Raw genomic sequence first — 24,643 nt, 5'->3', positions numbered from 1 at the left:
GGTTACGGCAGTGCGATCGCGTTCTGCGGCACAGAGGCCACGAGCGAACGGGTGTACTCCTCTCGTGGTTCGTCGAGCACGGAGCCGGTCGGCCCATGCTCGACCAGGCGACCGCGGTGGAGCACGTAGACGCGGTCGGTGATCTGGCGCACGACGGCGAGGTCGTGGGTGATGAACACATAGCCGACGCCGAGCTCGGCGCGCAGCCGGTTCAGCAGATTCAGGATCTGCGCCTGCACGGAGACGTCGAGCGCAGAGACGATCTCGTCGCAGACGATCAGGCGCGGTTTGCGCGCGAGCGCGCGGGCCAGGGCGACGCGTTGGCGCTCCCCGCCCGACAGCGACGCCGGCTTGCGGCGCGCATACGACGCAGGGAGGCCGACGAGGGCGAGCAGCTCGGCGACATCCGCCGTCGAGGCGCGGGGGTCGTCGAGCCGCAAAGCCTCGCGCAGCACGGAGCCGATCGAGCGCGCCGGGCTGAGCGTGGAGAACGGGTCCTGGAATGCCATCTGCACGGCAGAGCGCAGCTGGGCGACCTGTCCGTGCCCGAGGGACTCGTAGTCGGAGGCGTCGACGCCGCCGATCCGGATGCTGCCGTCGCTCGGCGTCTCCAGGCCGACGATGCTCCTGCCGAGCGTGGTCTTTCCCGACCCGGACTCGCCGACGATGCCGACGCTCTCACCGGCAGCGACCTCGATGGAGACACCGTCGAGGGCGACGACGGTCCGGCCGCCACGGGTGAACTCCTTGCGGAGGCCGACGACGGAGAGGAACGCGTCGGAGCCCTCTCCGTCCGTCCCCGCATCCACCGCCGTCGCCGTGCTGACGCTCGCAGGCGCGGACGCCGCAGCGACCTGCGGGCGGATCTCCTCGATCCGGATGCACGCCGAGAGCCTCCCGGTCTCCCCGCCGACCTCGCGCAGCGGCGTCGCGCCGGCACGGCAGTCGTCGGTCACCCACGCGCACCGGTCGGCGAACGGGCAGCGGTGCAGCACGGAAGCGGCCTGCGGGACCGACCCTGGCATCGAGTACAGCGACGCCGCCCGGTGGTCGAGCGGAGGGTCGGACTCGAGCAGGCCCCTGGTGTACGGGTGCAGCGGCTCGGCCAGCATCCGCGCGCTCGGCGCCTGCTCAAGCAGCTGGCCGGCGTACAGCACGTAGACGCGGTCGGCCATCGAGAACGCGACGCTGAGATCGTGCGTAATCAGGATCATGCCGACGTTCCTCGCACGCTGGACGCTCCTGAGCAGCTGCAGGATCTCCGCCTGCGTCGTCACGTCGAGGGCGGTGGTGACCTCGTCGGCGATGAGCAGCGTGGGATTGGAGGCGAGCGTGGCGGCGATCCCGACGCGCTGCCGCATTCCGCCGGACAGCTCGAACGGGTAGCGGGTGGCCACGCTGGGATCGTGGATGCCCACCTCGGCGAGACGCTCGATCTCAACGGCACGCGCCGCGGCTCCGCGGAGCCGCCGACCACGGCCGTCTCGGAGCGTCTCGCTGATGTGTCTGCCGCTCGGCAGCAACGGGTTCAGCATCGTGAACGGGTCCTGGAAGATCATCGCGAAGTCTTCGTGCAGCCGGCGCCCTCTGCTGCCGGGCAGCAGCTCGTCTCCGCGGTAGCGCACGCTGCCGTCGACCGTGACGCCTGCGGGCAGCAGCCCCATCAGGGCGCGCGCCGTCATCGACTTGCCCGAGCCGGACTCGCCGACGATGGCGACCGTCTCGCCGGCGGACACGCTGAGGTCGACGCCGGCCACCAGGGGACGCAGCTCGCCGTCGACGGCGGCGGTGACCCGGAGGCCGGACACCGTCAGAAGCGTTTCGGTGGGGATGCTCATGCGCGTGCCTTCCCTCTGGCGCCCAGTCGCTCCAGCAGCCAGTCGCCGACGATGTTCATGCTCGCCGCGGTCAGGGCGATGGCGAGTCCCGGCCCGACCGCCGCCCACGGGTTCATCGCGACGAGGTCGCGGCCTTCGGCGAGCATCCTGCCCCAGTCGGCGGCACCAGGCGCGACGCCGAGGCCGAGGAAGGACAGCGAGGCGAGCGTGACGATGCTGGTCGCGAAATTGAGGAACGTCTGTGCGACCGTGAGCGGCATCAGGGTCGGCCAGACGTGGCCGACCAGGATGCGCCTCGACGGGACGCCGACGACCCGCAACGCCTCCACGTACGGAAGGTTGCGCTGCGCGACGGTCGCGCCGCGCAGGAGCCGGGTGTCCGCCGGAGCGGTGAGCACGATGAGGACGAGAACGGCCTCCCAGTACGTGCCCTGCAGCACGCCGACGACGACGATCGCGATCAGCAACTGCGGAACGGCGAACATCAGGTCCACCCAGCGCATCACCAGGGTCTGGTACCAGCCGCCCCGGTAGCCGGCGGTGAGACCGAGGAGCGTGCCGATCAGCATCGCGCCGATGGCGATCACCGTCGGGCCCATCAGAGCAGAGCGGGCGCCGACGATGATGCGGGAGAACACATCCCGGCCCAGGTCGTCTGTGCCGAGCAGGTGCGACAGCGACGGCCCGGCCAGCGTGTCCGTGAGGTTTTGAGCACCGGCCGGATACGGCGCGATGAACTGGCCGAACACCGCGCAGACCACGACGAGCCCGACGATGACCCAGGAGAACCCGACGAGCACTGAGCGCTTGCCTGTGCGCGTCCTGACCAGCGGCTCCGGTGTTGCGACGACGGCGCTCACGCGATCGCCCCCTTCATCCTGGTGCGCGGATCTATCACGAAGTAGCTGAGGTCGACGATGAGGTTGACCAGGACGACGAGGACCGCGATCAGCATGGTCGTGCCCTGCACCACGGGAATGTCCTTGTTGTTGATCGACGAGATGAGGAGTGAGCCGATGCCCTGCAGGCTGAAGGTCTGCTCTATGAGGACGGAGCCGGTCAGCGTCGTGGCGATCACGAGGCCGGCGGCGGTGACGATCGGGATGAGCGAGTTCCGCAGCCCGTACACGAACAGGATGCGCACCGCCCCGACTCCTCTGCTGCGGGCGAAGTTGATGTAGTCCTGCTCGAGGCTGTCGATCAGCGCCGCCCTCGTCATCTTCGTCATCAACGCGGTCCCCGTGATCCCGAGGGCGAGGGCGGGGAGGGTGAGGTGCCAGAACCGGTCGCCGAAGTCGGCGTCCCCCGCGCCGATCACGGGGAACCAGCCCAGCTGGATGGCGAACACCCACAGCAGGATGAGGCCGGTGGCGAAGGTCGGGGCGCTCACGCCGAAGATGGCGAGGCCGACGGCGCCGCGGTCGGTCGCGGTGCCGCGCTTGACGGCGGCGGCCGTGCCGAGCACCAGCCCGGCGACCGCGGCGACGAGGAAGCCGTAGACGGCAAGGAAGAGCGTGACGGACATCCGGGAGGCGATGGCGGTGGTCACCGGCTGGTTGAGCATGATCGACCGGCCGAAGTCGAAGTGAGAGGCGTTCCCGAGCCAGATCAGGTACTGGACGATGAACGGCTCGTCCAGGTGGTACTGCTGCCGGATCGCCGCGACGACCTCCGGCGACTTCTCACCGAGGCCGAGGAGGACGTCCACCAGGTTGCCCGGCGCCAGGTAGATCAGCGAGAAGACGAGCAACGAGATGATCAGCAGCAGCACGACCAGGCCGAGGAGTCTCCGCGCGATGAAGACGCCGAGGATGCGCAGGTCCATGCGTTTCGTCCTTCCGGAACCGGGGTGGAATGGCGGATGAGGTTGTATGGACAGTAACGGGATACACGATTGTGCGTCAATACTGGACATGCTTCTTTTACAGGCCCGTAAAATTGGAACCTGACGCCCATGCTGTGCAGTATTGACGACGGGCAGTGTGCAGAATATGCTCATTCCGACAACGCGGCGATCCGATCGAATTCCGGTTGAATAGAGCCGTCCGCGACCCGCCGAAAGAAGGTGCCACCGTGACGACCGACGCCGCCGCAGCGGTCTCCACCGCCGACTCCCACTTCGCGCTGTCCGCTGACGACGCCGCGGGAGACGACCGATTCGCGTCGTCGCTGGTCGCGGTCGGTGCGCGGTTGCGGGAATTCCGCCGGGAAGCCAAGTTCTCCCTGCGCGACCTGGCCGCCGCGTCCGGGCTGTCGCCGAGCTTCCTGTCCCTGGTCGAACGCGGCGAATGCTCGCTCTCCCTGACCTCGCTGTTCTCCATCGCGCACGCGCTGAAGATCGACCCGAGCGACGTGCTCAACGCCGGGGCCGCTCCTGTGCAGCCGAAAGCCGAGTACGGAGTGTGGCGCGGTCCGCAGCACGCGACGACGCGCACCGTCGTGGGCGAGCGCGAGTACTTCCCGTTCGCCGCCGACGTCGCCCACGGCGTCCTCAACCCGATGTTCTTCCGCGTGCAGCCCACGGCGACCATCGCGCCCCTCGCCGTGCACGACGGCGAGGAGGTGGCATACGTCGTCTCCGGGACGCTGTGGCTGCGTCTACGCGACGACGAGGTCGAACTGCAGCCGGGCGAAGCCATCCACTTCTCGTCGCAGACGCCTCACTCGATCGCCAATCGCACGGATCAGCCGGTCGAGGCACTGTGGCTCACCACCAACACGACGGCCACCGCCCAGCACCACGAATCCTGACCCACCGCTCGACACCGACGAGCATCCGACCCGCGCCCGACCATGCCGCCGGGTCGTCAACGCCCACGCGCCGTGACCCGGCGCAGGAACCGAGGGAGCACCATGCCAGCCACCACCGCCATCGTCATCGGAACCGGGATCGCCGGCGCGGCCACCGCGTTCTCCGTCGCCAGGCGTGGCGTGACGGTGACCATGGTCGAGGCGGGCTTCGACGGCCAGGCGACCGCCGCGGGTGCCGGGATCATCCAGCCGTGGAGCTCGGTCGTCACCGGCGAGTTCTACGACCTGTACGCGGCGGGCGCCGACCACTACGACGAGCTCATCGCGCAGCTCGCCGCCGTGGACGTGCACGACATCGGCTACCGCAGGGCGGGCGCGCTGGTGGTCAACCGCGAATCGGGGGTGCTGGACGAGGTGGAGGCGCGGGTCACCGGCCGTCTCGGCGGTGCACGATCGGCCGGCCAGGTGTCGCGCATCCAGAACAGTCGCGCGCGCGAGCTGTTCCCGCCGCTCGGCGAGGGGTTCGACGCGCTGCACATCTCCGGCGGCGCCCGCGTCGACGGGCGCACCCTGCGGACCGCGCTGCTCGCCGGGGCGCGGACCCTGGGGGCGACCATCGTGGAGGGAATCGCCTCCATCGCCGAGGTGAACGGGGGCGGCTGGGCGGTCGAGACCGCCGGGAACACCCTCGAGGCCGACACGGTGGTGGTCGCGACCGGCGCGTGGACCAACCGCATGCTGGAACCGCTCGGCCGCCGCATCCCGGTGGAGCCGCAGCGCGGGCAGATCACGCACCTGCGCGTTGGCACGGCGGAGACGCGCTTCTGGCCGTCGGTGCATCCCGTCTCCAGCCACTATCTGGTGGCGTTCGACGACTCGCGCGTGGTGGTCGGCGCGACCCGCGAGACCGGCTCCGGCTTCGACCCGCGGGTGACGGCGGACGGGCAGCGCCAGATTCTGGACAATGCGCTGTCGGTCGCCCCGGGCCTCGCGGACGCGACCCTCATCGAGACCCGCGTCGGCCTTCGCCCGCTCCCCGACGGCGAGCTGCCGACGGTCGGTGCACTGCACGGCCTGGACGGCGTGTACGTGAACGCGGGGTTCGGCGCAGCCGGCCTGACGATGGGGCCGCTGGTGGGCGATCGTCTCGCCGCGGTGATCACCGGGGAGGCCGCGGCGCCGTCCGCCGGGTTCCTGTCAGACGTGGACGCGCGCGTCTGACGTCGGCGGAGACCGGCTGAACCCGGCAGCGAGGAGCTGGCGCCGGCCAGTGCCGGCGCCGCTCAGCCCAGCTCTCGCCGCATCACCCAGCGCTGCGTCGCGCCAGAGTGCGCATCCGTCGCCTGCACGCGGGAGAACCCGTGCTTCTCGAACAGGGCCACCGTTCCCACGTAGCCGCTGATCACATCCACCCTCTCTCCCCCGGTGTCCACCGGATACCCTTCCACCAGCGCGGCCCCGGATACGCGCGCGTGTTCCACCGCGCCGTCCAGCAGGTCGTGCATCAGCCCGCGCTTGCGGAAGCCGCCACGCACCACGAAACACACGATCGACCACGGGTCGCGTTCCTCGTCGAGGTGCGGAATGGTCCGCGAGTTCATCAGCCGCCGGTACGTCGATTTCGGCGCCACGGAGCACCAGCCCGCCACCTCGCCATCGAGGTAGGCGAGCACACCGGGCCCAGGTTCCGCCGAGCACTCCGAGCGCATGTATTCGATGCGTTCCGGCATCCCGAGCCGCGCATCCCGGTACGACATGCACACGCACCCGCCGCCGCCCGGCTTGCGCGGCACCATGAAGGTGGCGAAATCGTCCCAGTGGCCGGTTGCGGGAAGCACATCGATGGACATGGGAAGACGCTACCGGCCACCACGGACATTCACGGACGATCGGGCGGGTGAGCTGGCGCGCCGCCCTCTAGTACTCGCCCTTGATCACGAAGAACGACCCGCGGATCGTCCCCGCCAGCTTCGACTTCTGCCGCGCGAACTTGAACTTGTCGGCCAGCTCAGTAGGAATCTCCATCCCGTCCGACAGCTTGAGCCCGACCGCCCGCTTGCCGGCATCATCGATCGTGTACATCACGTTGATCGACAGCCCGGACTCGTAGAACACGTACGCCATCCGGATCCCCTCGACCTCGAACGCCGTCGCCTCCAACGCCCGCGATGCGATGACCAGGTCCCGCTCCTCCTTGAGGATGCGCGTGACCCACGCCAGCGCATCCGCCGCCTTCCCCGGCTCGTCCACAGAGCCGACCGTGAAATCGTGGTCGTACTTGTTGTGGAAGTAACGCGCCTCGTTGGCCCGCAACCCGGCGAGCGCCTCGGCCACGGGCGACGACTCCAGCCCGACAGTGGAGACAGTGACGAAGTCGACGGTGTACGGCATGGGTGGCCCTCCTGGGTGTGCGGGTGGTGCGGGTGGTGCGGTCGAATTCTGCCACAGCGCGTCTGGGGGCGCCGGAATGCGACGCGCGTCGACGGCTTGCGCGTGCCGGAAAGCCCGGTCGGTTCAACGAGCTGTGGCCGCCTGGTGAATCGAGCAGGCACCCCGCGTCAGCCGAGCGGGAGGCTGAACCCTCCGGAGAATGCCACCGTCGCCAGGCCGACGACGGCCAGGGTCACCAGCACTGCATACGCGACCGTGACGACCCACGCGTTCCGAGGCCGATGGGCCACTGGGACGAGCACGACCGTCAGCGGCACGAGCAGGAGCGCTCCGGAGACGACGGCGGGCGCCAGGCGGACGTCGGGTGCTGGACACGGGTGCGCCAGAGCACACACTGTCGGGATGCCCTGCGCGAGCACCAGGAGGAGCCAACTGACGAGGACGATGCAGATGGCGGGCCATGCCCTGCGGAGGGTTCTCGATGGGGTGACGTCGGTGTCCATCGGTCCATGGTGGCAGGAAGACACCGCGGGCGCGTTCGGACCGCGATGATCGAGGATCCTTGACGGGCTGCGAACATCGAATTCACGTCCGATCCATCCGAGCCGGCGGGGAGCGATGCGGTCTCGGTGCGAACGTCAAGACCAGGGATGGTGAACGGTGGTCAGCTTCCCCACTCGGCGGACCAGAGTTCTTCGGCCTCGAGGGTCAGATCGATCGTCTGACGCAGGAGACTCCCCATGGATGTCGACTGCAGCAGGGTGTACCTGTCGTACTCGCCCAGTGGGGCGATCGCTGCCAGTTGCCACGCGGCCGCGACGGGATCGTCCGACAGTTCGGCGCCGGCATCCGGCTGCGGCTCCGCGACACGGGCGATCACACGACGGACAACCGCTTCGGCCTCGGCCCGCAGGGGTGCGAGCGCCTCGGACCACTCCAGCTCCGGCAGCATCGAGAGCTCGGCCCGAGGATACGGGTTCTCGTCGACCCAGCGATCGACCGTGAACCGCCTGGTCCCCACACCGACGATGAGCAGGTCGTCGGCGCCAGCGGCCGCGCTCACGAGACGCGCCATCGTCCCGACCGATGCACGCTGGTCGCCACCCCCGGCTTCGGGTCCGCGCTCGATGAGGACCACGCCGAACTCGAACCCCGGCTCGTCCTCGTCGAGCAATCGCCCGACCATGGTGAGATACCGCGGCTCGAACACCCGCAGGGGGATGGGCACGAATGGGAACAGCACTGATCCGAGCGGGAACATCGGTGACGGAGCCATACCCCAGTGAAGCACCGCTGACATAGAGTGAACAGGTGCCCCGGCCGCGCCCCGAGATCCCAGGAACGGGACAGGAGTCTGTGTGGGACTACCCGAGACCGCCACGCATCGAGCGCGTCGCCGCGCCTGTCACGATCCGTCTGGGCGGGCAGCTCATCGTTGAAACGCGAGACGTCGTCCGGGTGCTCGAGACCAGCCATCCGCCGGTCTACTACCTCCCGATAGCGGACTTCGCACCCGGTGCGCTGCTCGACGCCGACGGATCGTCGTTCTGCGAGTTCAAGGGCACCGCACGATATCTCGACGTGCACGGCGGAGGCGAGGTGCGGTCCGCTTGCGCGTGGAACTACCCGCATCCGTCGCCCGGCTTCGAATCGCTCCGAGACCGCGTCGCCGTCTACCCGCAGCAGATGGACGAGTGCACCGTCGACGGTGAGGTCGTCACGCCACAGCCCGGAGGCTTCTACGGCGGCTGGATCACGAGCGCCGTCGTCGGACCCTTCAAGGGATCGCCCGGGTCACAGGGCTGGTGAACGCCGGGGATATTTAGACGTTGAAACGGAACTCCACAACGTCCCCATCCTGCATCACGTAGTCCTTGCCCTCCATGCGCGCCTTCCCCCGCGACCGCGCCTCGGCCACCGAGCCCGCATCCACGAGGTCGTCGAACGAGATCACCTCGGCCTTGATGAAGCCCTTCTCGAAGTCGGTGTGGATCACACCGGCCGCCTGGGGGGCCTTCCAGCCCTTGTGGATGGTCCAGGCGCGCGACTCTTTCGGGCCGGCCGTCAGGTAGGTCTGCAGGCCGAGGGTGTCGAAGCCGATGCGGGCGAGCTGGTCGAGGCCGCTCTCGGTCTGGCCGGTGGATGCGAGGAGTTCGGCCGCGTCGTCGGCGTCGAGGTCGATGAGCTCGGATTCGAGCTTCGCGTCGAGGAAGACCGCCTGGGCGGGAGCGACCAGGGCGGCGAGTTCGGCGCGGCGGGCGTCGTCGGTCAGCACGGACTCGTCCACGTTGAAGACGTAGATGAACGGTTTCGCGGTGAGCAGGCCGAGTTCGGCGATGGGCTCCAGGTCGATGGATGCGGCCGACAGCGGCTTGCCCTCGAACAGCACCGCGTGCGCCGCCTGGGCCGTCTCGAGCACGATCGGCTCCAGCTTGCGGCCCTTGACCTCTTTCTCGTACCGCGCGATCGCTTTGTCCAGCGTCTGCAGGTCGGCGAGGATCAGCTCGGTGTTGATGGTCTCCATGTCGCCTGCCGCATCCACCTTGCCAGCGACGTGGACCACATCCGGGTCGTCGAATCCGCGGACCACCTGGGCGATCGCGTCGGCCTCACGGATGTTGGCGAGGAACTTGTTGCCGAGACCCTCGCCCTCGCTCGCGCCCTTGACGATGCCCGCGATGTCGACGAACGACACCGGTGCAGGGAGGATGCGCTCACTGCCGAAGACCTCGGCGAGCTTGTCGAGCCGCGGGTCAGGCAGGTTCACCACGCCGACGTTCGGCTCGATCGTGGCGAACGGGTAGTTCGCCGCGAGCACGGTGTTCTTGGTCAGCGCGTTGAAGAGGGTGGACTTTCCCACGTTGGGAAGTCCGACGATTGCGATAGTGAGAGCCACGATCGACCATTCTACGGGCCGTGCGCCGCGCACCCCCACGCTGCGCGAAGCACTCATGCGAAACGTGCGGTGCGCGCGCTCCGCAGCGTGTGTTCGGCACGAATCGTGCGCCGCGTCAGCCCGGAAGCACGGTGCGGTAGCAGTGGGTGACGTACGGAAGCTCGAACGTGTCGCGGCCGGCCAGGTCGGGATGCTCGGCCGTGAGTCTGCGCAGCGATGCGATCACGGCGGCCTGGGTGTCGGCGTCCTTGGTGATGAAGTAGCTGCGCGAACGGGCCAGGTCGAGCATCCCGTCGACGGTCAGCTGCTGCACCCAGCGCACCTCGTGCCGTTCCAGCGGGCCGAACGGCTCGCCGACCACGGGCTCGACCTCGTCGCTCGCGTACGCGGAGCCGGTGTCCATCAGCTCGCCGAGCTGCCGCACCCAGTCGACGGACTCGTCGCGGAAGTTCCACACCAGCCCGAGCGCCCCACCTGGTCGCAGCACGCGCGCCACCTCGGGAACCGCGACGGCGGGGTCCACCCAGTGCCACGCCTGCGCTGCCACCACCAAGCCGGCGGAGTGATCGTCGACCGGGATGCTCTCCCCCGTGCCGAGCCGCGCTGCCACCCCGGGGAGTCGCTCGCCCAGCACGCGCAGCATCTCCGGCGACGGGTCGACGGCGGTCACATCCAGCCCGCGCTGCACGAGGGCGGCGGTGAGCTTGCCCGTGCCTGCGCCGAGGTCTACGGCGGGGCCGGTGGCGTCGCCGATCAGCCACGACACGGCCTCGGCCGGATAGCCGGGACGCGCGGCGTCGTACACGTCGGCGGCCTTGTCGAAGGAGCGGGCATGGGCGTCGTGGTCGTTCCGTTCGTACATGCTGCCGATGCTACGCGCGCACCCTGCGGTGGATGCACGCCCCGCCCCCACGCATCCACGGCACACCGCCGCCCTAACCAGGCGGCGTCGGTGGGCCGTGCGAGCATGTTCCCGTGCCACTGGATTTCACCGCTATCGACTTCGAGACCGCGAACGGGAGTGCGGCGTCCGCGTGCTCGGTCGGGCTCATCAAGGTGCGGGACGGCAAGGTGGTCGACCGGGTCGGCTGGCTCATCCAGCCGCCCATCGGACACGACTTCTTCCAGGAGTGGAACACGCGCATCCACGGCATTCGCGCAGAGGACGTGGTGAACGCCGCCGGCTGGATCGACCAGCTTCCCGACCTGGTCCAGTTCGCGGAGGACGACTACCTCGTGGCGCACAACGCCGGGTTCGACATGGGCGTGATCCGCGCCGCGTGCCAGGCCACTGCCATCGCCTGCCCCGACTACAGCTACCTCTGCAGCCTGCAGGTCGCCAGGCGCACATACACGCTCGACTCGTACCGGCTGCCGGTCGCCGCGATGGCCGCGGGGTTCGAGGACTTCCACCACCACGACGCGCTGGCCGACGCCGAAGCCTGCGCCGCCATCATCGTGCACGCCGCCCGCCGCCACGGGGCGGCCAGCATCGACGAGCTCGCCGTGAGCACCGGCTCCCGGCTCGGCCGCATCGGCACCGCGCAGGCCGCGTAGCGCTCCCAGCCGCTCCTACCCACGCCCACTCGTCGCGCCCACCCGCGCACCGGGGCGGACGGGTGCTAATGTCGGGACCACCCATTTGTCCTGACATGAACGAGGTATCGTGCCCCAGAGCGACGGCCCCCTCCCGCAGCACCTGTTCATGGACCTCGACCACTCCGGGCCGGTCCCCCTCTACTTCCAGGTGGCGACGCGGATCGAGAACGCGATCGTGGACGGCGAGCTGCCGCCTGGATCGCGGCTGGAGAACGAGATCGCACTCGGCGAACGCCTCGGCCTGTCCCGGCCGACCGTACGGCGCGCCATCCAGGAGCTGGTCGACAAGGGCCTCGTGGTGCGCCGTCGCGGGATCGGCACCCAGGTCGTCCACGGTCCCGTCACCAGAAAAGTCGAGCTGACCAGCCTCTACGACGACCTTGCGCGCGGCGGCAAGCATCCGGAGACCACCCTGCTGCTGCACGAGGTGATCCCGGCAGGACCCACGATCGGCGGGGTCCTCAACCTGGAGGCGTCGAGCCCCGTCCTGCACCTGCGGCGCCTGCGCAGCGCCGACGGCGTGCCGGTCGGCGTGCTGGAGAACTACCTGCCGTCCGACTTCACCGACATCACGGCGGCCGACCTCGGCGAGCACGGTCTCTACCAGCTGATGCGCGGGCGCGGCACCACGATGCGGGTGGCGCGCCAGACGATCGGCGCGCGTCGCGCATCCGCCGAGGAGAGCACGCTGCTGGAGATCGACGGCGGCGGACCGGTGCTCACCATGGACCGCACCGCGTACGACAACTCCGGCAGAGCCGTCGAGTTCGGCCACCACTGCTACCGGCCCGACCTCTACTCCTTCGAGATCACCCTCGTCGACAAATAGGGCACGCAGAGGTGCCGGCTGTCACGCGTAGAACGCGGGACGCGCCACGTAGCTGACCTCGGTGCGGAGGCCGCTGGCCTGCGCACGGACGCCCGCCTCGCAGACCGCGGCGGCGAGGTAGCCGTCCCAGGCGCTCGGGCCGTCGATCGCACCGCGGCGCACCGCATCCACCCAGCGCTGCACCTCGGTGTCGTACGCCTTCGCGAACCGCGTCGTGTACGACAGGTGCTCGGCCTGCCGGAACGCGCCGTCCACATACCGGGCGATGCCCGACGTGCGCCCGATCTCGGCGACGCTGCGCTCGAACACGGCGTCCGTTGTCACCTGGTAGCCGAACTGGATGTTCACGCTGATCTCCACGTCCGCCAGCACACCGGATGCGGTCTCCAGCAGCACCAGCTGCGGCTCGCGCAGGCCCTCGGGGGCGAGCGAGTTGCGGCGCGGCTTGCGCACCTCGACGGCGGCGATCGGCTCGCCGACGAGCCACGGCACCACGTCGATCTCGTGCACCACGGAGTCGGTGATGAGCATCGACTCTGTGTAGCCGGGCGGGGTCGACGGGTTGCGGTGCGCGCAGTGCAGGGCGAGCAGGGCGCCGGCGTCGCCGGAGTCGATGAGCTCCTTGAGCTGCAGGTACTCGTCGTCGAAGCGTCGCATGAAGCCCACCTGGATGCGCGGACGCCCGGTCTTCTGCTCGGCCTCCAGGATGCGCAGCGACGACTCGGAGTCCGGCGTCAGCGGCTTCTCGCAGAGGATGTCCACCCCGGCGTCGAGCGACGGCAGCAGCACCGACTCGTGGAACGGGCCAGGGGTCGCGATGATGACCGCGTCGATGCTGTCGTGCTCGAGGGCGTCCTCGATGCGGCTGCGCGTCACGGCACCAGGTGCGCCTGCAGCGGCAGCGGCGGCGCGGGCGGCGTCCGGTTCCACGACGGCCGCGACCTCGGCGCCTGCGATGTGCTTGGTGATCCTGGTGATGTGGTCGGAGCCCATGATCCCGGCGCCGACGACGGCGATGCGGAGGGGTTCGGTGGTCATGCTGGTCTTCTTTCGGTGGGGAGGGGTCGCCGGATCGGGAAGGGGGTCAGTCCTGGCGGGCGTGCCGCGTGCATCCGAAGATGTGCTCGCGGGTGCGCTTCGCGATCGGGAACGGACGCTCGATGTCCGTGCCGTACATGTCCTGCTCGACGATCGCGAAGATGTTCTGGTCGATGGCGCTGACCGCCTCGATGATCGGCGCGAAGTCCGGCACTCCGGCCGGCGGCTCTGTCATGACCCCGCGGGCGACGGCCGTCGCGAACGGCACGTCGTTCTTGAGCACGTCGGCGAGGATCTCGCGGTCGACCTGCTTGAGGTGCAGGTAGCCGATGCGCTCCGGGTACGCCTGGATGAGCTTGAGGTTGTCGCCGAGGTAGTAGGAGAAGTGCCCGGTGTCGAGGCACAGGTTCGTGTAGGCGGCGTCCGTCTCTGTGAGGAACCGCTCGACCTCGCCGTACGTGCCCACGTGACTGTCGGCGTGCGAGTGGAACTGCTGGTGCATCCCGAACTCCTCGAGGAGCGCCTTGCCGAGCTTGTCGTGCCCGGCCGCGAGCTTCGCCCACTGCTCGTCGTCGAGGGTGCGGCTCTCCAGCACCTCCGCCGTGGCGTCGCTGCGCCACAGGTCAGGGATGACCACGAGGTGCTCCGCTCCGAGCGCTGTGGCGAGGCCGGCGACCTGCAGCGCCTGGTCCCATGCCCTCTGCCACTGGTCCTCTCCCTTGTGGAAGCCGGTGAACACCGTGCCGGCGGACAGCTTGAGGCCGCGCGAGCCGAGCTCGTCCTCGAGCTGGTGCGGGTCGGTCGGCAGGTAGCCGTACGGCCCCAGCTCGATCCAGGTGTAGCCGGAGGCGACCACCTCGTCGAGGAAGCGCTGCCACGGGATCTGCTTCGGGTCGTCGGCGAACCAGACTCCCCACGAGTCAGGGGCTGTGCCGATCCGCAGGGCGGGGGTGCTGTCTGTCATCGTTCTCCTCTGGATGCTCTGGATGCTCTGGATGCTCGTAATGCGCTGGGTGCCGTCAGCCGACGTACGGCCGCTGGCGCGTCTTCTGCTCGTCGTACGCGGCCCTGGCGTCGCGGGTGCTGTCGAGTTCCGACGTCTCCGCGACCGGCACGTCCCACCAGCCGTCGCCGTCCGGCGAGAACAGCAGCGGGTCGCTGTTGATGTGGATGAGGGTGGGTCCCGTCGCCGCCTTGGCCCGCGCGACGGCGGCCGTGAGGTCGGCGATCGCGTTCGGGGTCTGCTCGACCCTGATCACGTCGACGCCGAGGCTCGCCGCGTTGGCCGCGAGATCCACCGGCAGAGCTGGGCCGTCGTCGAACGCGTTGGTCGCGTCGTCGCGGAACCGGTACTTGGTGCCGTAGCGCTGCGATCCGACTGTGTCGCTCAGGTGCCCGATGGAGGCGTACCCGTGGTTCTGGATGAGCACCACGATGATCTTCACGCCCTCCGCCACCGCGCTCACCAGCTCGGTGTGCATCATCAGGTATGAGCCGTCGCCGACCATCACGATCACGTCGCGGTCGTCGGCGCCGCGCTTGGCGCCCATCCCGCCGGCGATCTCGTAGCCCATGCAGGAGAAGGCGTATTCGACGTGGTAGCCCAGGTCGTCGCGCACCCGCCACAGCTTGTGCAGGTCGCCCGGCAGCGAGCCGGCGGCGCAGACCACCACATCCCGTGGGTCGCTCGCCGCGTTCACGGCGCCGATGATCTCCGACTGCGACGGACGGTCGAGCCCGCGATCGGCGAAGCTCGCGTCCACAGCGGCGTCCCACGTGCGCTTCTCGCTCGCGACCTCGTCGCGGTAGGCGGCCGGCGTTCTGAAGCCCGCGAGCGCCTCCCGCAGGGCGATCAGTGCCTCCCTGGCGTCGGCGATCACCGGCAGCGTCGAGCCGTGCTTGTACGCATCGAAGGATGCGACGTTGACGTTGACGAACCGCACGCCGTCGCGCGCGAACGCCGTGCGGGATGCGGTGGTGAAGTCGCTGTAGCGCGTCCCGATCCCGATCACCAGGTCCGCCTGCGCGGCGAACCGGTTGGCGGCGGTCGTCCCCGTTGAGCCGATGCTGCCGAGCGACAGCGGGTGGTCCCACTCGATAGAGCCGCCGCCCGCCTGGGTGGTGCCGACCGGGATGCCGGTGGCCTCCGCGAACGCGCGCAGCTCTGCCACGGCGTCGGAGTAGATCACACCGCCGCCCGCGACGATGATCGGACGTTCTGCCGCGGCGATCGCCCTGACCGCGCGGGCGAGCGCGTCGCGCTCCGGCACGGGACGGCGCACGTGCCACTCGCGGTCGGCGAGGAACTCCAGCGGCACGTCGACGGCTTCCGCCTGCACGTCCTCCGGCAGCGCGATGGTGACCGCTCCGGTCTCCACGGGGTCGGTCAGCACGCGCATCGCGCCGAGCGCGGCGGAGAAGAGCTGCTCGGGTCGCGTGATCCTGTCGAAGTAGCGCGACAGCGGCTTGAACGCGTCGTTGACGCTCATCGAGGCGTCGTGCGGCAGTTCGAGCTGCTGGAGCACGGGGTCGGCCACCCGCGTCGCGAACGTGTCGGACGGCAGCAACAGCACGGGCAGCCGGTTGGTGGTGGCGAGGGCGGCTCCGGTGAGCATGTTGGTCGCGCCGGGGCCGACGGACGCTGCGCAGGCGAACGTCCCGCGGCGGCGGCGCAGCCGCGCGTACCCGACGGCCTCGTGCACCATCGCCTGCTCGTTGCGGGCCTGGTGGTACGGCATCATGGCGGGGTCCTGCACGGCGAACTGCTTGAGCGCCTGCCCGATGCCTGCCACGTTGCCGTGCCCGAAGATGCCGAACGTTCCGGCGATCGTGCGCTCGCGGTGGTCGCCGTCGACGGTCCACTGGTGGGCCAGGAACTCGACGAGAGCCTGGCTCACGGTCATGCGCTTGGTGCCGCTCACAGGGGTGCTCCTTCGGTGGATGCGGTGGTGTCGGTAGATGCGGGGGCGCCCGTGGATGCGGCACTGCCGGTGGATGCGTACGGGAGCCGCGCATCCATCCCGTCCGCGTCCCAGGTCCGACGCACCCAGCCGTGGGCAGGGTCGTCGGTGATGAGCCAGGAGCGCTCGGCGTCCGGCCCGGCCATCACGTTGAGGTAGTAGAGGTCATAGCCCGGCGCTGCGACGGCCGGGCCGTGGTAGCCGTGCGGCACGAGTGCGATGTCGCCGCTGCCGACCCGCGCGTCGATGGCGATCGGACGCTCGTCAGACGAGTACGTGGCGAACACGGCGAACGGCGCCGCTTCCGCCGGCGCCTCCGCTCCGCGCGTCACCGCCGTCTCGAAGTAGTAGATCTCCTCCAGCCTGGACTCGACGCCCGGCCGGTGCTCGTCGTGCTTGTGCGGCGGGTACGATGACCAGTTGCCGGCGGGCGTGATCACCTCGCAGGCGATCAGCTTCACCGCATCCAGTGCACCAGGCACGCCGAAGTTGTGCACCTGGCGGCTGGACTGGCCGCCGCCGCGCAACTCGACGGGCACCGCGGAGGCCGGCAGGTAGGCGGCGGGGCGACGCTCGGCAGTCACGGCTTCCGTCACAGCGACTCGGCCGTGCCCGCCGATGGTCGCTGACGTCCCTGCGCCGAGGTAGAGCACGTCGGTCGGGCCGTCGAAGACGGACGCGCGCCCGACGAGGACCTGCGAAGCGGTCGCAGCGCCCTGCTCGTCGTACTCGACGGTGAACGACCCGGCGAGCGGCACGATCATCCGCTCGACGTCGCCGGCGGCGAGCGCCACGGTGGCGCCGCTGTCGGCAGAGCCGTCGAGCTCCGCGACCCGCAGGCCGGTGTGCTGCCAGCCCGGGATGCGCGCGTCCACCACAGACTCCCAGCCGCCCTCCGCCAGGTCGCCTGGGCCGTATACCCACTCACTGCCGTTGCGCATGACTGCTCCTACTTGGTCTGCGGGAATCCGAGGTTGATGCCGCCGTGGCTCGGGTCGAGCCACCGGCTGGTGACGGCCTTCTCGCGCGTGAAGAACTCGAAGCCGTGGACACCGTACGCTTTCGCGTCGCCGAACAGGGACTGCTTCCAGCCGCCGAACGAGTAGTACGCCACCGGCACGGGGATGGGGACGTTGATCCCGATCATGCCCACCTGCACCTCGTTCTGGAAGCGGCGCGCCGCTCCCCCGTCGTTGGTGAAGATCGCCGTGCCGTTGCCGAACGCGCCCGAGTTGATGAGCTCGACGCCCTCCTCGTACGTTGCCACGCGCACCACGGAGAGCACGGGTCCGAAGATCTCCTCCGTGTAGACCCTGGATGAGGTGCTCACCCGGTCGATCAGCGTCGGTCCCAGCCAGAAGCCATCCGCAGCGCCGTCGACCTCGATGCCGCGGCCGTCGATGACCACATCCGCGCCGTCCGCGATGGCCACGTCGATGTACGACGCGACCTTGTCGCGGTGCTCGCGCGTGATCAGCGGGCCCATGTCGCAGTTGCGGCGGCCGTCGCCGATGCGCAGGCCGGCGACGCGCTCCGTCACCTTGGCGATGAGCTCGTCGGCGACGGGCTCGACGGCGACGATGACGCTGATCGCCATGCAGCGCTCGCCCGCCGAGCCGAACCCGGCGTTGACCGCGGCGTCCGCGACCAGGTCGAGGTCCGCATCCGGGAGCACCAGCATGTGGTTCTTGGCGCCGCCGAGCGCCTGGACGCGCTTGCCGTTCTTCGCTGCGGTCTCGTAGATGTAGCGGGCGATCGGGGTGGAGCCGACGAAGGAGATGGCCTGCACCTCCGGGTGTTCCAGCAGCCCGTCGACGGCGACCTTGTCGCCCTGGAGCACGGTGAAGACGCCGTCGGGCAGCCCGGCCTCCGTGAACAGCTCGGCGAGCCAGACCGCGGCGGACGGGTCTTTCTCGCTGGGCTTCAGCACCACGGCGTTGCCTGCCGCGATGGCGACGGGGAGGAACCACAGCGGCACCATCGCCGGGAAGTTGAACGGGCTCACGATGCCGACGACACCGAGCGGCTGCTTGAGCGAGTAAACGTCGACGCCGGTCGAGACGTTCTCGGAGTGCTCGCCCTTGATGAGGTGCGGGAATCCGGTGGCCAGCTCCACCACCTCGAGTCCGCGGGTGATCTCGCCGAGCGCGTCGGAGACGACCTTGCCGTGCTCGCTCGTCACGATCTCGGCCAGGTCGCCCTTGCGGGCGTTCAGCAGCTCCCTGAACGCGAACATCACCTGCTGGCGCTTGGCGATCGAGGTGTCGCGCCAGGCGGGGAACGCTGCGGCGGCCGAGTCGATCGCCGCGGCGACCTCCGCCTCGTCCGCCAGGCCGACGTTCGCGCTGGCCGTGCCGATGGCCGGGTCGTAGACCGGAGCGAGCCTGCCGCTGGTGCTGGGCGTGCGACGGCCGCCGATGTAGTGCGGGATGACGGGGAGGTCGGTGTCTGACATGGTACTGATGCTCCTTCGCGGGCGGTGCTGGGCGGGTGACGCCGGTGGGGGTGAAGCGTGGGTGGGAGGCGTGGGTGTGTGGGTCGGTGGCCTGGTCAGTGGACGATGGATGCGGCCTGGTCAACCGCTGCCGCGACGTCGTTGTGCTCCGGGTAGAGCAGGGTGCGGCCGACGACGAGACCCTTCACGCCCGGCAGGCCGATGGCGCTCCCCCAGGCGTCGTACACCGCACCCGGCGCGGCGCCTGGTGCAGGATCGCCGCCGAGCAGCAGGGTCGGCAGGGTGGTCGCCGCCATCACCGCCGCCATGTCGTCGACGACCGGCAGTTTCAGCCAGCTGTACGCCGAGCTCACCCCGAGACCGGAGGCGACGGCCACCGAGGTGATCACCGCCTCCGTCGACAGGTCGTTGACGATCCGCTCGTCCTTCCACACGCTCATGAACGGCTCGATCATGATCGGCAGCCGGGCGGCGGCGGCGGCGGTGACCGCGTCGGCCGACGCTGCGAGGGTGGCCGCGGTGCCGTCGTCCGCGAGGTTGATCCGGACCAGGAGCTTGGCGAAGTCGAGGCGGGCGGCGACCAGCGCATCCACGTCGTATGCGGTGAACCTGTCGTCCATCTCGAAGGTGGCGCCGCGCAGCCCTCCGCGGTTCATCGAGCCGACGGCGATGCGGCCGTCCAGGAGGCCGAGCACGGCCAGGTCCTCGATGATGTCCGGGGTGCCGAGCACTCCATCCACGCCCGGTCGTTCGAGTGCCGCGGCGAGGCGCTGCAGCAGGTCGTAGCGGTCTGCCATCGCGAGCGGGTCGGAGCCGACGCCGAGAGCGCCGCGCGCCGGATGGTCGGCCGCGACGATGAAGAGCCGGTCGTCCCCGGTCAGCAGTTCACGCGTCTGACGAGTGGCGAGGGCGTCGGCGATCCGCTCAGGCTCCGCCGCGCGGATGCGGCGCAGCCTGTCGAAGTCGGCAGCTGAGATGGGGCCGTCAGCGAGCTGCACGGGATGCTCCATCCAGCAGCGCGTCGACCTCTGCGGTCGTCGGCATGGCGGTCGAGCACTCGCGGCGGCTGGCGACGATGGCGCCGGCCACGTTGGCGAAGCGGATCACCTGTTCGAGCGGCCAGCCTGCCAGCAGACCGTGGCAGAGGGCGCCGCCGAAGCCGTCGCCTGCGCCGAGGCCGTTGACCACCTGCACGGGGAACGGCTCGACCTCGACGGTCTCTGTCCTCGTCTTGGCGAGCACGCCGCGCGGGCCCTGCTTCACGACGGCGAGCTCCAGGCCGCGGTCGAGCAGCGCATCCGCCGCGCGGTGAGGGTCGGTCTCCCCGACGGCGATCTCGCACTCCTCGCGGTTGCCGACGGCGACGGTGACGTGTTCGAGCGCACGGGTCACCTCGGCGGTGGCCTCAGCAGGCGAGTTCCAGAACATCGGGCGGTAGTCGAGGTCGAGGACCGTCAGCGGGCGGCGTCCCCGAGCCTCCCAGGCGGCGTGGTGCGCGGTGCGGCTCGGCTCCTGCGAGAGGCCGGTGACGGTCGCCCAGAAGATGCGCGCATCCCGGATCGCGGCGAGGTCGAGCTCGGACGGCTCGATCACGAGGTCGGGCGCGATGGGCTCGCGGTAGAAGTAGAGCGGGAAGTCGTCAGGAGGGAAGATCTCGCACAGCGTGATCGGGGTGTTGAGGCCGGGGACCGTGGAGACGAAGCGGTTGTCGACGCCGAGCCGCGCGATCTCGGCGCTCACGTATCGACCGAGCGGGTCGGCGCCCGTGCGCGTGACGATGGCCGCACGGCGGCCGTGGCGGGCAGCGGCGACGGTGACGTTGGTGGCGCTCCCGCCGAGGTACTTGCCGAACGTGCTGACCTCTTCGAGGCCGACGCCGTCCTGCAGCGGGTAGAGGTCCACGCCTGACCTGCCGATGGCGATGAGGTCGAACGGCGCCTCTGATGCTCCCGCCGCCTGATCTGTGATCTGGGTCATCCCTCGGTGGCCGCCTTTCGCGTATGTCCTGACATAGTGACATGGAAAGCCTATTCGCGGCGTGCCCTGCGCGCAACCTCCCACTGTCGGAGGCCCCTGTCACACTCGAAGCATGGACCCCATCCTCTCCCTTCTCCTCGGACTCCTCGCCGGAATCGTGCTCGGAGCGGCGGCGGGCGGCTTCGCCGTCGCCACGCTCCTGCGTCGTCGCGCCGAGTCGGCGGCATCGGCCTCCCCGGCCGTTCCCGTGGAGGACCCGGCCGTCGTCGCGGCGCGCCACGCGGCAGAGCTGGCGGAGCTCCGCGCGGCGGAGGCGGCTGTGCAGGCCGAGATCCGGCAAGACCTCGCCGCCACGCAGGCCACGGCGGATGCACTCCGCGAGCAGGTCATCTCGCACCAGCTGCAGTACCGCGAGCTGGTCGAGCGCCACCGCGTCGAAGGGGAGGCCAGGGAGCAGAGGGAGCGGGCGGAGAGCAAGGTGCTGCAGGCGCTCGCCCCGGTGCGCGAGAGCCTGAGCGACATGCAGAAGAAGGTCACCGAGCTCGAGACGCAGCGCAACCAGCAGCACGGCGAGCTCGCGCAGCAGCTCAAGTCGGCCACGGAGTCGGAAGAGCGCCTGCGCAGCACGGCGGAGTCGCTGGCGTCTGCGCTGCGCTCCAACAGCACGCGCGGCGTGTGGGGCGAGACGCAGCTGCGCAGCGTGGTCGAGGCGGCCGGGCTGATCGAGCGCGTCGACTTCAGCGTGCAGTCGAGCATCCAGTCGGAATCCGGCGCTGGGCGTCCGGACATGATCGTGCACCTGCCGGGCGGCAAGAGCATCGCGCTCGACGCCAAGGTGCCGTTCAACGCCTATCTCGAGGCGAGCCAGATCCCTGCCACCGCCACCGGAGCGGACGGCGCCCAGCGGGATGCGCTGCTCAAGCAGCACGTCAAGGCGGTGCGCGACCACATCACGGCCCTCGGCAACAAGGCGTATTGGACGGGTCTCGACTCCTCCCCCGAGCTGGTGATCGCGTTCATCCCGAGCGAGTCGCTGGTGTCGTCGGCGATGGAGGCGGACCCGTCGATCATGGAGTTCGCCTTCAGCAAGCGGGTCGCCCTCGCCTCGCCCGTCACGCTGTGGTCGGTGCTGAAGACGGTGGCGTTCAGCTGGCAGCAGGATGTGCTCACCCAGGAGGCGAAGCAGCTCTTCGACCTGAGCCGCACCCTCTACACACGCCTGTCCACCACCGCCGGCCACATCGAGAAGCTCGGCCGCTCGCTGGAGCGCACGGTCAAGGACTACAACGGCTTCGTCGGCTCGTTCGAGCGCCAGGTCTTCCCGGCCGCCCGCAAGCTGAACGCCCTCGACGAGTCCAAGATGATCGGCGTCCTCGAAGGCATCGACGAGGCGCCGCGAGAACTCACCGCGTTCGAGCTCGTCGCCGAGCTCGACGACGAGCCCACCACCGCCCCTGCCGCTGCCCTCCCCGACCGCCGCTCCGCCTGACCCCAGCCGCCTGACCTGACCCCAGCCATCGAGTCCGGAGTTCAGGCGACGCGCCGGACGCGGGCGTGAACAACTCCGGGCTCGATGGTGTGGGAACGGCTCAGAGCTGGTCGGCCTCGAGCCACTTGGCCGCGAGGTGGTCCGCGATCACACGGCGGATGGTGCCGGACTTGCTGCGCAGGACGATGCTCTCTGTGCGGATGATCGGGCCCTTGCGGCGCACACCCTCGACCAGGCCGCCGTCCGTGACGCCGGTCGCGACGAAGAACGTGTTGTCGCCCTGCACCAGGTCGTCAGCACCGTAGATGCGGTCCATGTCGAGACCGGCCGCGATGCCGCCGGCACGCTCCGCGCCATCCTTCGGCGCCAGCTTGCCCTGCATGAACCCGCCGAGCGCCTTGATCGCGCACGCCGTCGTGATGCCCTCCGGGCTCCCGCCGATGCCGACGCACATGTCGATGCGCGATTCGTAGCGGGCGGCGTTGATGCCGCCGGCGACGTCGCCGTCGAGCATCAGCCTGGTCCCCGCTCCCGCGGCGCGGATCTCGTCGATCAGTCCCTCGTGACGCGGCCGGTCCAGGACGGCGACGCGGACCTCGCCCACCGGCTTGCCCTTCGCCTTCGCCAGCTCGCGGATGTTGTCCCCGATCGACTGCGAGAGGTCGACGACCCCGATGCCCTCCGGCCCCGTGACGATCTTGTCCATGTAGAACACGCTCGACGCATCCAGCATCGAACCTCGGTCGGACACCGCGATCACCGACAGCGCGTTCTGGCGGCCGGCGGCGGTCAGCGACGTGCCGTCGATCGGGTCGACGGCGATGTCCACCGCCGGTCCGCGACCGTTGCCGACGTGCTCGCCGTTGAACAGCATCGGGGCGTTGTCCTTCTCGCCCTCGCCGATGATGATCAGCCCGTCGAAGTTGACGGTGCCGAGAAACTTGCGCATCGCATCCACGGCTGCGCCGTCCGCCGCATTCTTGTCGCCCCTGCCGATGAACGGCGTCGCCCGGATCGCCGCGGCCTCTGTCGCTCTGACGAGCTCCATGGCCAGGTTCCTGTCTGGATGCAGGTAGAGGGATGCGGTGTCAGTGCTGATCATGATGGGTCCTCCCGGACGGATTCGATGTCGTCGTCTTCGACGCTGCTGTATCGGCGATGCCAGTGTATCCGCGCGCCGCCGCGCGACGACGGAAAGCGCACGAACGTTCACCTGGCGTACGCGGCCGGCGCATCTATGCCCCCGAGCGGGGCTCCTCCCCCGCCAGCAGGAGCGCTCCCACCGGCTCGGTATGATGAGACCCGTTCGACACTTCGACTTCAAGGAGCTGCAATGCCCATCGCCACGCCGGACCAATATGCAGAAATGCTCGACAAGGCGAAGGCCGGTGGTTTCGCGTACCCCGCGTTCAACGTGTCGTCGTCGCAGACGATCAACTCGGTCCTCCAGGGCCTGACGGAGGCCGGCAGCGACGGCATCATCCAGGTGACCACCGGCGGCGCAGACTACTTCGCCGGTCAGACCGTCAAGAACCGCGCGGCGGGCGCCATCGCCTTCGCGAAGTTCGCCACCGAGGTCGCCAAGAACTACCCGATCACGGTCGCCCTGCACACCGACCACTGCCCCAAGGACGCGCTCGACAGCTTCGTGCTGCCGCTCATCGCCGCCTCCGAAGAGGAAGTCCGCGCTGGGCGCAACCCGATCTTCCAGTCCCACATGTGGGACGGCTCTGCTGTGCCGCTCGCGGAGAACCTCGAGATCGCGCAGGACATGATCAAGCGCACCAAGGCCATCAACGCCATCCTCGAGGTCGAGATCGGCGTCGTCGGCGGCGAAGAGGACGGCGTGCAGCACGAGGGCTCCAACGAGGCGCTCTACACGACCCTCGCGGACGTGGAGAAGGCCGTCGAGGCGCTCGGCCTCGGCGAGAACGGCCGCTACATGGCCGCCCTCACCTTCGGCAACGTGCACGGCGTGTACAAGCCGGGCAACGTCAAGCTGCGCCCCGAGCTGCTGAAGACGATCCAGGACGGCCTCGCCGCCAAGTACGGTCACGGCCCCAAGCCGCTCGACCTGGTGTTCCACGGCGGCTCCGGCTCCACCGACGCCGAGATCGCCGAAGCGGTCGCCAACGGCGTCATCAAGATGAACATCGACACGGACACGCAGTACGCGTTCACCCGCTCGATCGCCGACTACATGTTCAAGAACTACGACGGCGTCCTCAAGGTGGACGGCGAGGTCGGCAACAAGAAGCTGTACGACCCGCGCGCGTGGGGCAAGGTCGCGGAGACGGCGATGGCCGCCCGCGTGATCGAGGCCACCAAGCAGCTCGGCTCTGCCGGACACTCCGGCAAGTAGTACATCGCGGCGGTCGGGGCTCGCGCTCCGGCCGCCGCGTCATATCCAGGGAGGTTGG

24 protein-coding genes are annotated in these 24,643 nt (G+C 69.6%); 7 read left to right on the top strand and 17 right to left on the bottom strand.

Features of this window, described 5'->3' with window-relative positions:
- Positions 1–2: 2 nt before the first annotated feature.
- From ASE16_RS13260 to ASE16_RS13250, 3 genes are read right to left on the bottom strand one after another with little or no spacing between them, the layout of a single operon-like run.
- On the bottom strand, positions 3–1,838 hold the full coding sequence (locus ASE16_RS13260; protein WP_055895630.1) for a dipeptide ABC transporter ATP-binding protein: 1,836 nt from the start codon (positions 1,836–1,838) through the stop codon (positions 3–5).
- Positions 1,835–2,698 carry an ABC transporter permease gene (locus ASE16_RS13255; RefSeq protein ID WP_200949642.1) on the bottom strand — a complete coding sequence of 288 codons (864 nt, stop codon included), beginning with the start codon at positions 2,696–2,698 and terminating at the stop codon, positions 1,835–1,837. Before ASE16_RS13255 ends, ASE16_RS13260 begins: the two co-directional genes overlap by 4 nt.
- Complete coding sequence (locus ASE16_RS13250) at positions 2,695–3,663, bottom strand: ABC transporter permease (RefSeq protein WP_055895629.1); 969 nt, start codon at positions 3,661–3,663, stop codon at positions 2,695–2,697. The genes ASE16_RS13255 and ASE16_RS13250 overlap by 4 nt, the downstream gene beginning before the upstream one ends.
- Positions 3,664–3,911: 248 nt before the next feature.
- Here ASE16_RS13250 and ASE16_RS13245 point away from each other — a divergent pair, with 248 nt between their 5' ends.
- Together ASE16_RS13245 and ASE16_RS13240 are read left to right on the top strand one after the other, a co-directional pair.
- Positions 3,912–4,589, top strand: coding sequence for a helix-turn-helix domain-containing protein (locus ASE16_RS13245; protein WP_055895628.1), 678 nt, complete (start codon positions 3,912–3,914; stop codon positions 4,587–4,589).
- 102 nt (positions 4,590–4,691) lie between these two features.
- Positions 4,692–5,810, top strand: coding sequence for an NAD(P)/FAD-dependent oxidoreductase (locus ASE16_RS13240; protein ID WP_055895626.1), 1,119 nt, complete (start codon positions 4,692–4,694; stop codon positions 5,808–5,810).
- A 62-nt stretch (positions 5,811–5,872) separates the two neighbouring features.
- Here ASE16_RS13240 and ASE16_RS13235 read toward each other — a convergent pair whose 3' ends face one another.
- From ASE16_RS13235 to ASE16_RS13220, 4 genes are all read right to left on the bottom strand, one after another.
- Positions 5,873–6,439: a GNAT family N-acetyltransferase gene (locus ASE16_RS13235; protein ID WP_055895624.1), complete on the bottom strand. Its 567-nt coding sequence runs from the start codon at positions 6,437–6,439 to the stop codon at positions 5,873–5,875.
- Positions 6,440–6,506: 67 nt separating this feature from the next.
- On the bottom strand, positions 6,507–6,980 hold the full coding sequence (locus ASE16_RS13230) for a hypothetical protein (RefSeq protein WP_055895622.1): 474 nt from the start codon (positions 6,978–6,980) through the stop codon (positions 6,507–6,509).
- Between the two features lie 167 nt (positions 6,981–7,147).
- Entirely contained in the window at positions 7,148–7,483 is a 336-nt protein-coding gene (locus tag ASE16_RS13225) for a hypothetical protein (RefSeq protein WP_055895619.1), read from the bottom strand.
- Between the two features lie 161 nt (positions 7,484–7,644).
- On the bottom strand, positions 7,645–8,241 hold the full coding sequence (locus ASE16_RS13220; protein ID WP_414843036.1) for an LON peptidase substrate-binding domain-containing protein: 597 nt from the start codon (positions 8,239–8,241) through the stop codon (positions 7,645–7,647).
- A gap of 50 nt (positions 8,242–8,291) precedes the next feature.
- Here ASE16_RS13220 and ASE16_RS13215 point away from each other — a divergent pair, with 50 nt between their 5' ends.
- Positions 8,292–8,789, top strand: coding sequence for a DUF427 domain-containing protein (locus ASE16_RS13215; RefSeq protein ID WP_055895615.1), 498 nt, complete (start codon positions 8,292–8,294; stop codon positions 8,787–8,789).
- Positions 8,790–8,802: 13 nt separating this feature from the next.
- Here ASE16_RS13215 and ychF read toward each other — a convergent pair whose 3' ends face one another.
- Both ychF and ASE16_RS13205 read right to left on the bottom strand, forming a co-directional pair.
- A complete protein-coding gene (gene ychF / locus ASE16_RS13210; protein WP_055895613.1) occupies positions 8,803–9,876 on the bottom strand; it encodes a redox-regulated ATPase YchF in 1,074 nt (357 codons plus the stop codon).
- A 115-nt stretch (positions 9,877–9,991) separates the two neighbouring features.
- Positions 9,992–10,738: a class I SAM-dependent methyltransferase gene (locus tag ASE16_RS13205; protein WP_055895611.1), complete on the bottom strand. Its 747-nt coding sequence runs from the start codon at positions 10,736–10,738 to the stop codon at positions 9,992–9,994.
- Between the two features lie 113 nt (positions 10,739–10,851).
- Between ASE16_RS13205 and ASE16_RS13200 the strand changes: the two genes are divergently transcribed.
- Both ASE16_RS13200 and ASE16_RS13195 read left to right on the top strand, forming a co-directional pair.
- A complete protein-coding gene (locus ASE16_RS13200; protein WP_055895609.1) occupies positions 10,852–11,433 on the top strand; it encodes a 3'-5' exonuclease in 582 nt (193 codons plus the stop codon).
- Between the two features lie 148 nt (positions 11,434–11,581).
- Positions 11,582–12,304, top strand: a complete 723-nt coding sequence (locus ASE16_RS13195) for a GntR family transcriptional regulator (RefSeq protein WP_055896522.1) — start codon at positions 11,582–11,584, stop codon at positions 12,302–12,304.
- 21 nt (positions 12,305–12,325) lie between these two features.
- Here the strand turns inward: ASE16_RS13195 and ASE16_RS13190 are convergent, their stop codons facing one another.
- The 7 genes from ASE16_RS13190 to iolC all read right to left on the bottom strand — a co-directional run bounded on the left by ASE16_RS13190 (position 12,326) and on the right by iolC (position 20,734).
- Complete coding sequence (locus ASE16_RS13190; protein ID WP_055895607.1) at positions 12,326–13,342, bottom strand: Gfo/Idh/MocA family protein; 1,017 nt, start codon at positions 13,340–13,342, stop codon at positions 12,326–12,328.
- Between the two features lie 46 nt (positions 13,343–13,388).
- On the bottom strand, positions 13,389–14,306 hold the full coding sequence (locus ASE16_RS13185; RefSeq protein ID WP_055895605.1) for a sugar phosphate isomerase/epimerase family protein: 918 nt from the start codon (positions 14,304–14,306) through the stop codon (positions 13,389–13,391).
- Positions 14,307–14,361: 55 nt separating this feature from the next.
- A complete protein-coding gene (iolD, locus tag ASE16_RS13180; RefSeq protein ID WP_082581481.1) occupies positions 14,362–16,245 on the bottom strand; it encodes a 3D-(3,5/4)-trihydroxycyclohexane-1,2-dione acylhydrolase (decyclizing) in 1,884 nt (627 codons plus the stop codon).
- A 14-nt stretch (positions 16,246–16,259) separates the two neighbouring features.
- Complete coding sequence (gene iolB, locus ASE16_RS13175) at positions 16,260–17,243, bottom strand: 5-deoxy-glucuronate isomerase (protein ID WP_055895601.1); 984 nt, start codon at positions 17,241–17,243, stop codon at positions 16,260–16,262.
- A gap of 8 nt (positions 17,244–17,251) precedes the next feature.
- Positions 17,252–18,757 carry a CoA-acylating methylmalonate-semialdehyde dehydrogenase gene (locus tag ASE16_RS13170; RefSeq protein ID WP_055895599.1) on the bottom strand — a complete coding sequence of 502 codons (1,506 nt, stop codon included), beginning with the start codon at positions 18,755–18,757 and terminating at the stop codon, positions 17,252–17,254.
- Positions 18,758–18,852: 95 nt separating this feature from the next.
- Positions 18,853–19,755 carry a deoxyribose-phosphate aldolase gene (locus ASE16_RS13165; protein WP_235500487.1) on the bottom strand — a complete coding sequence of 301 codons (903 nt, stop codon included), beginning with the start codon at positions 19,753–19,755 and terminating at the stop codon, positions 18,853–18,855.
- Positions 19,742–20,734, bottom strand: coding sequence for a 5-dehydro-2-deoxygluconokinase (gene iolC, locus ASE16_RS13160; protein ID WP_055895596.1), 993 nt, complete (start codon positions 20,732–20,734; stop codon positions 19,742–19,744). The genes ASE16_RS13165 and iolC overlap by 14 nt, the downstream gene beginning before the upstream one ends.
- Before the next feature lie 112 nt (positions 20,735–20,846).
- On the opposite strand from iolC, the gene rmuC reads away from it, so the two are divergent.
- Positions 20,847–22,223 carry a DNA recombination protein RmuC gene (gene rmuC / locus ASE16_RS13155; RefSeq protein WP_055895593.1) on the top strand — a complete coding sequence of 459 codons (1,377 nt, stop codon included), beginning with the start codon at positions 20,847–20,849 and terminating at the stop codon, positions 22,221–22,223.
- A 100-nt stretch (positions 22,224–22,323) separates the two neighbouring features.
- Here rmuC and glpX read toward each other — a convergent pair whose 3' ends face one another.
- Positions 22,324–23,325 (bottom strand): class II fructose-bisphosphatase, encoded by a 1,002-nt coding sequence (glpX, locus tag ASE16_RS13150; protein WP_055895591.1) that lies wholly within the window; start codon positions 23,323–23,325, stop codon positions 22,324–22,326.
- A gap of 231 nt (positions 23,326–23,556) precedes the next feature.
- Between glpX and fbaA the strand changes: the two genes are divergently transcribed.
- Complete coding sequence (gene fbaA / locus ASE16_RS13145; protein ID WP_055895589.1) at positions 23,557–24,585, top strand: class II fructose-bisphosphate aldolase; 1,029 nt, start codon at positions 23,557–23,559, stop codon at positions 24,583–24,585.
- Positions 24,586–24,643 lie beyond the last annotated feature (58 nt).

Origin of the sequence: Leifsonia sp. Root227 (genome assembly GCF_001428745.1) — a bacterium.
Taxonomy (GTDB): domain Bacteria; phylum Actinomycetota; class Actinomycetes; order Actinomycetales; family Microbacteriaceae; genus Leifsonia.
Note: the sequence above shows the minus strand (reverse complement) of the source record. Positions and strands in the feature narration are given on the sequence as shown.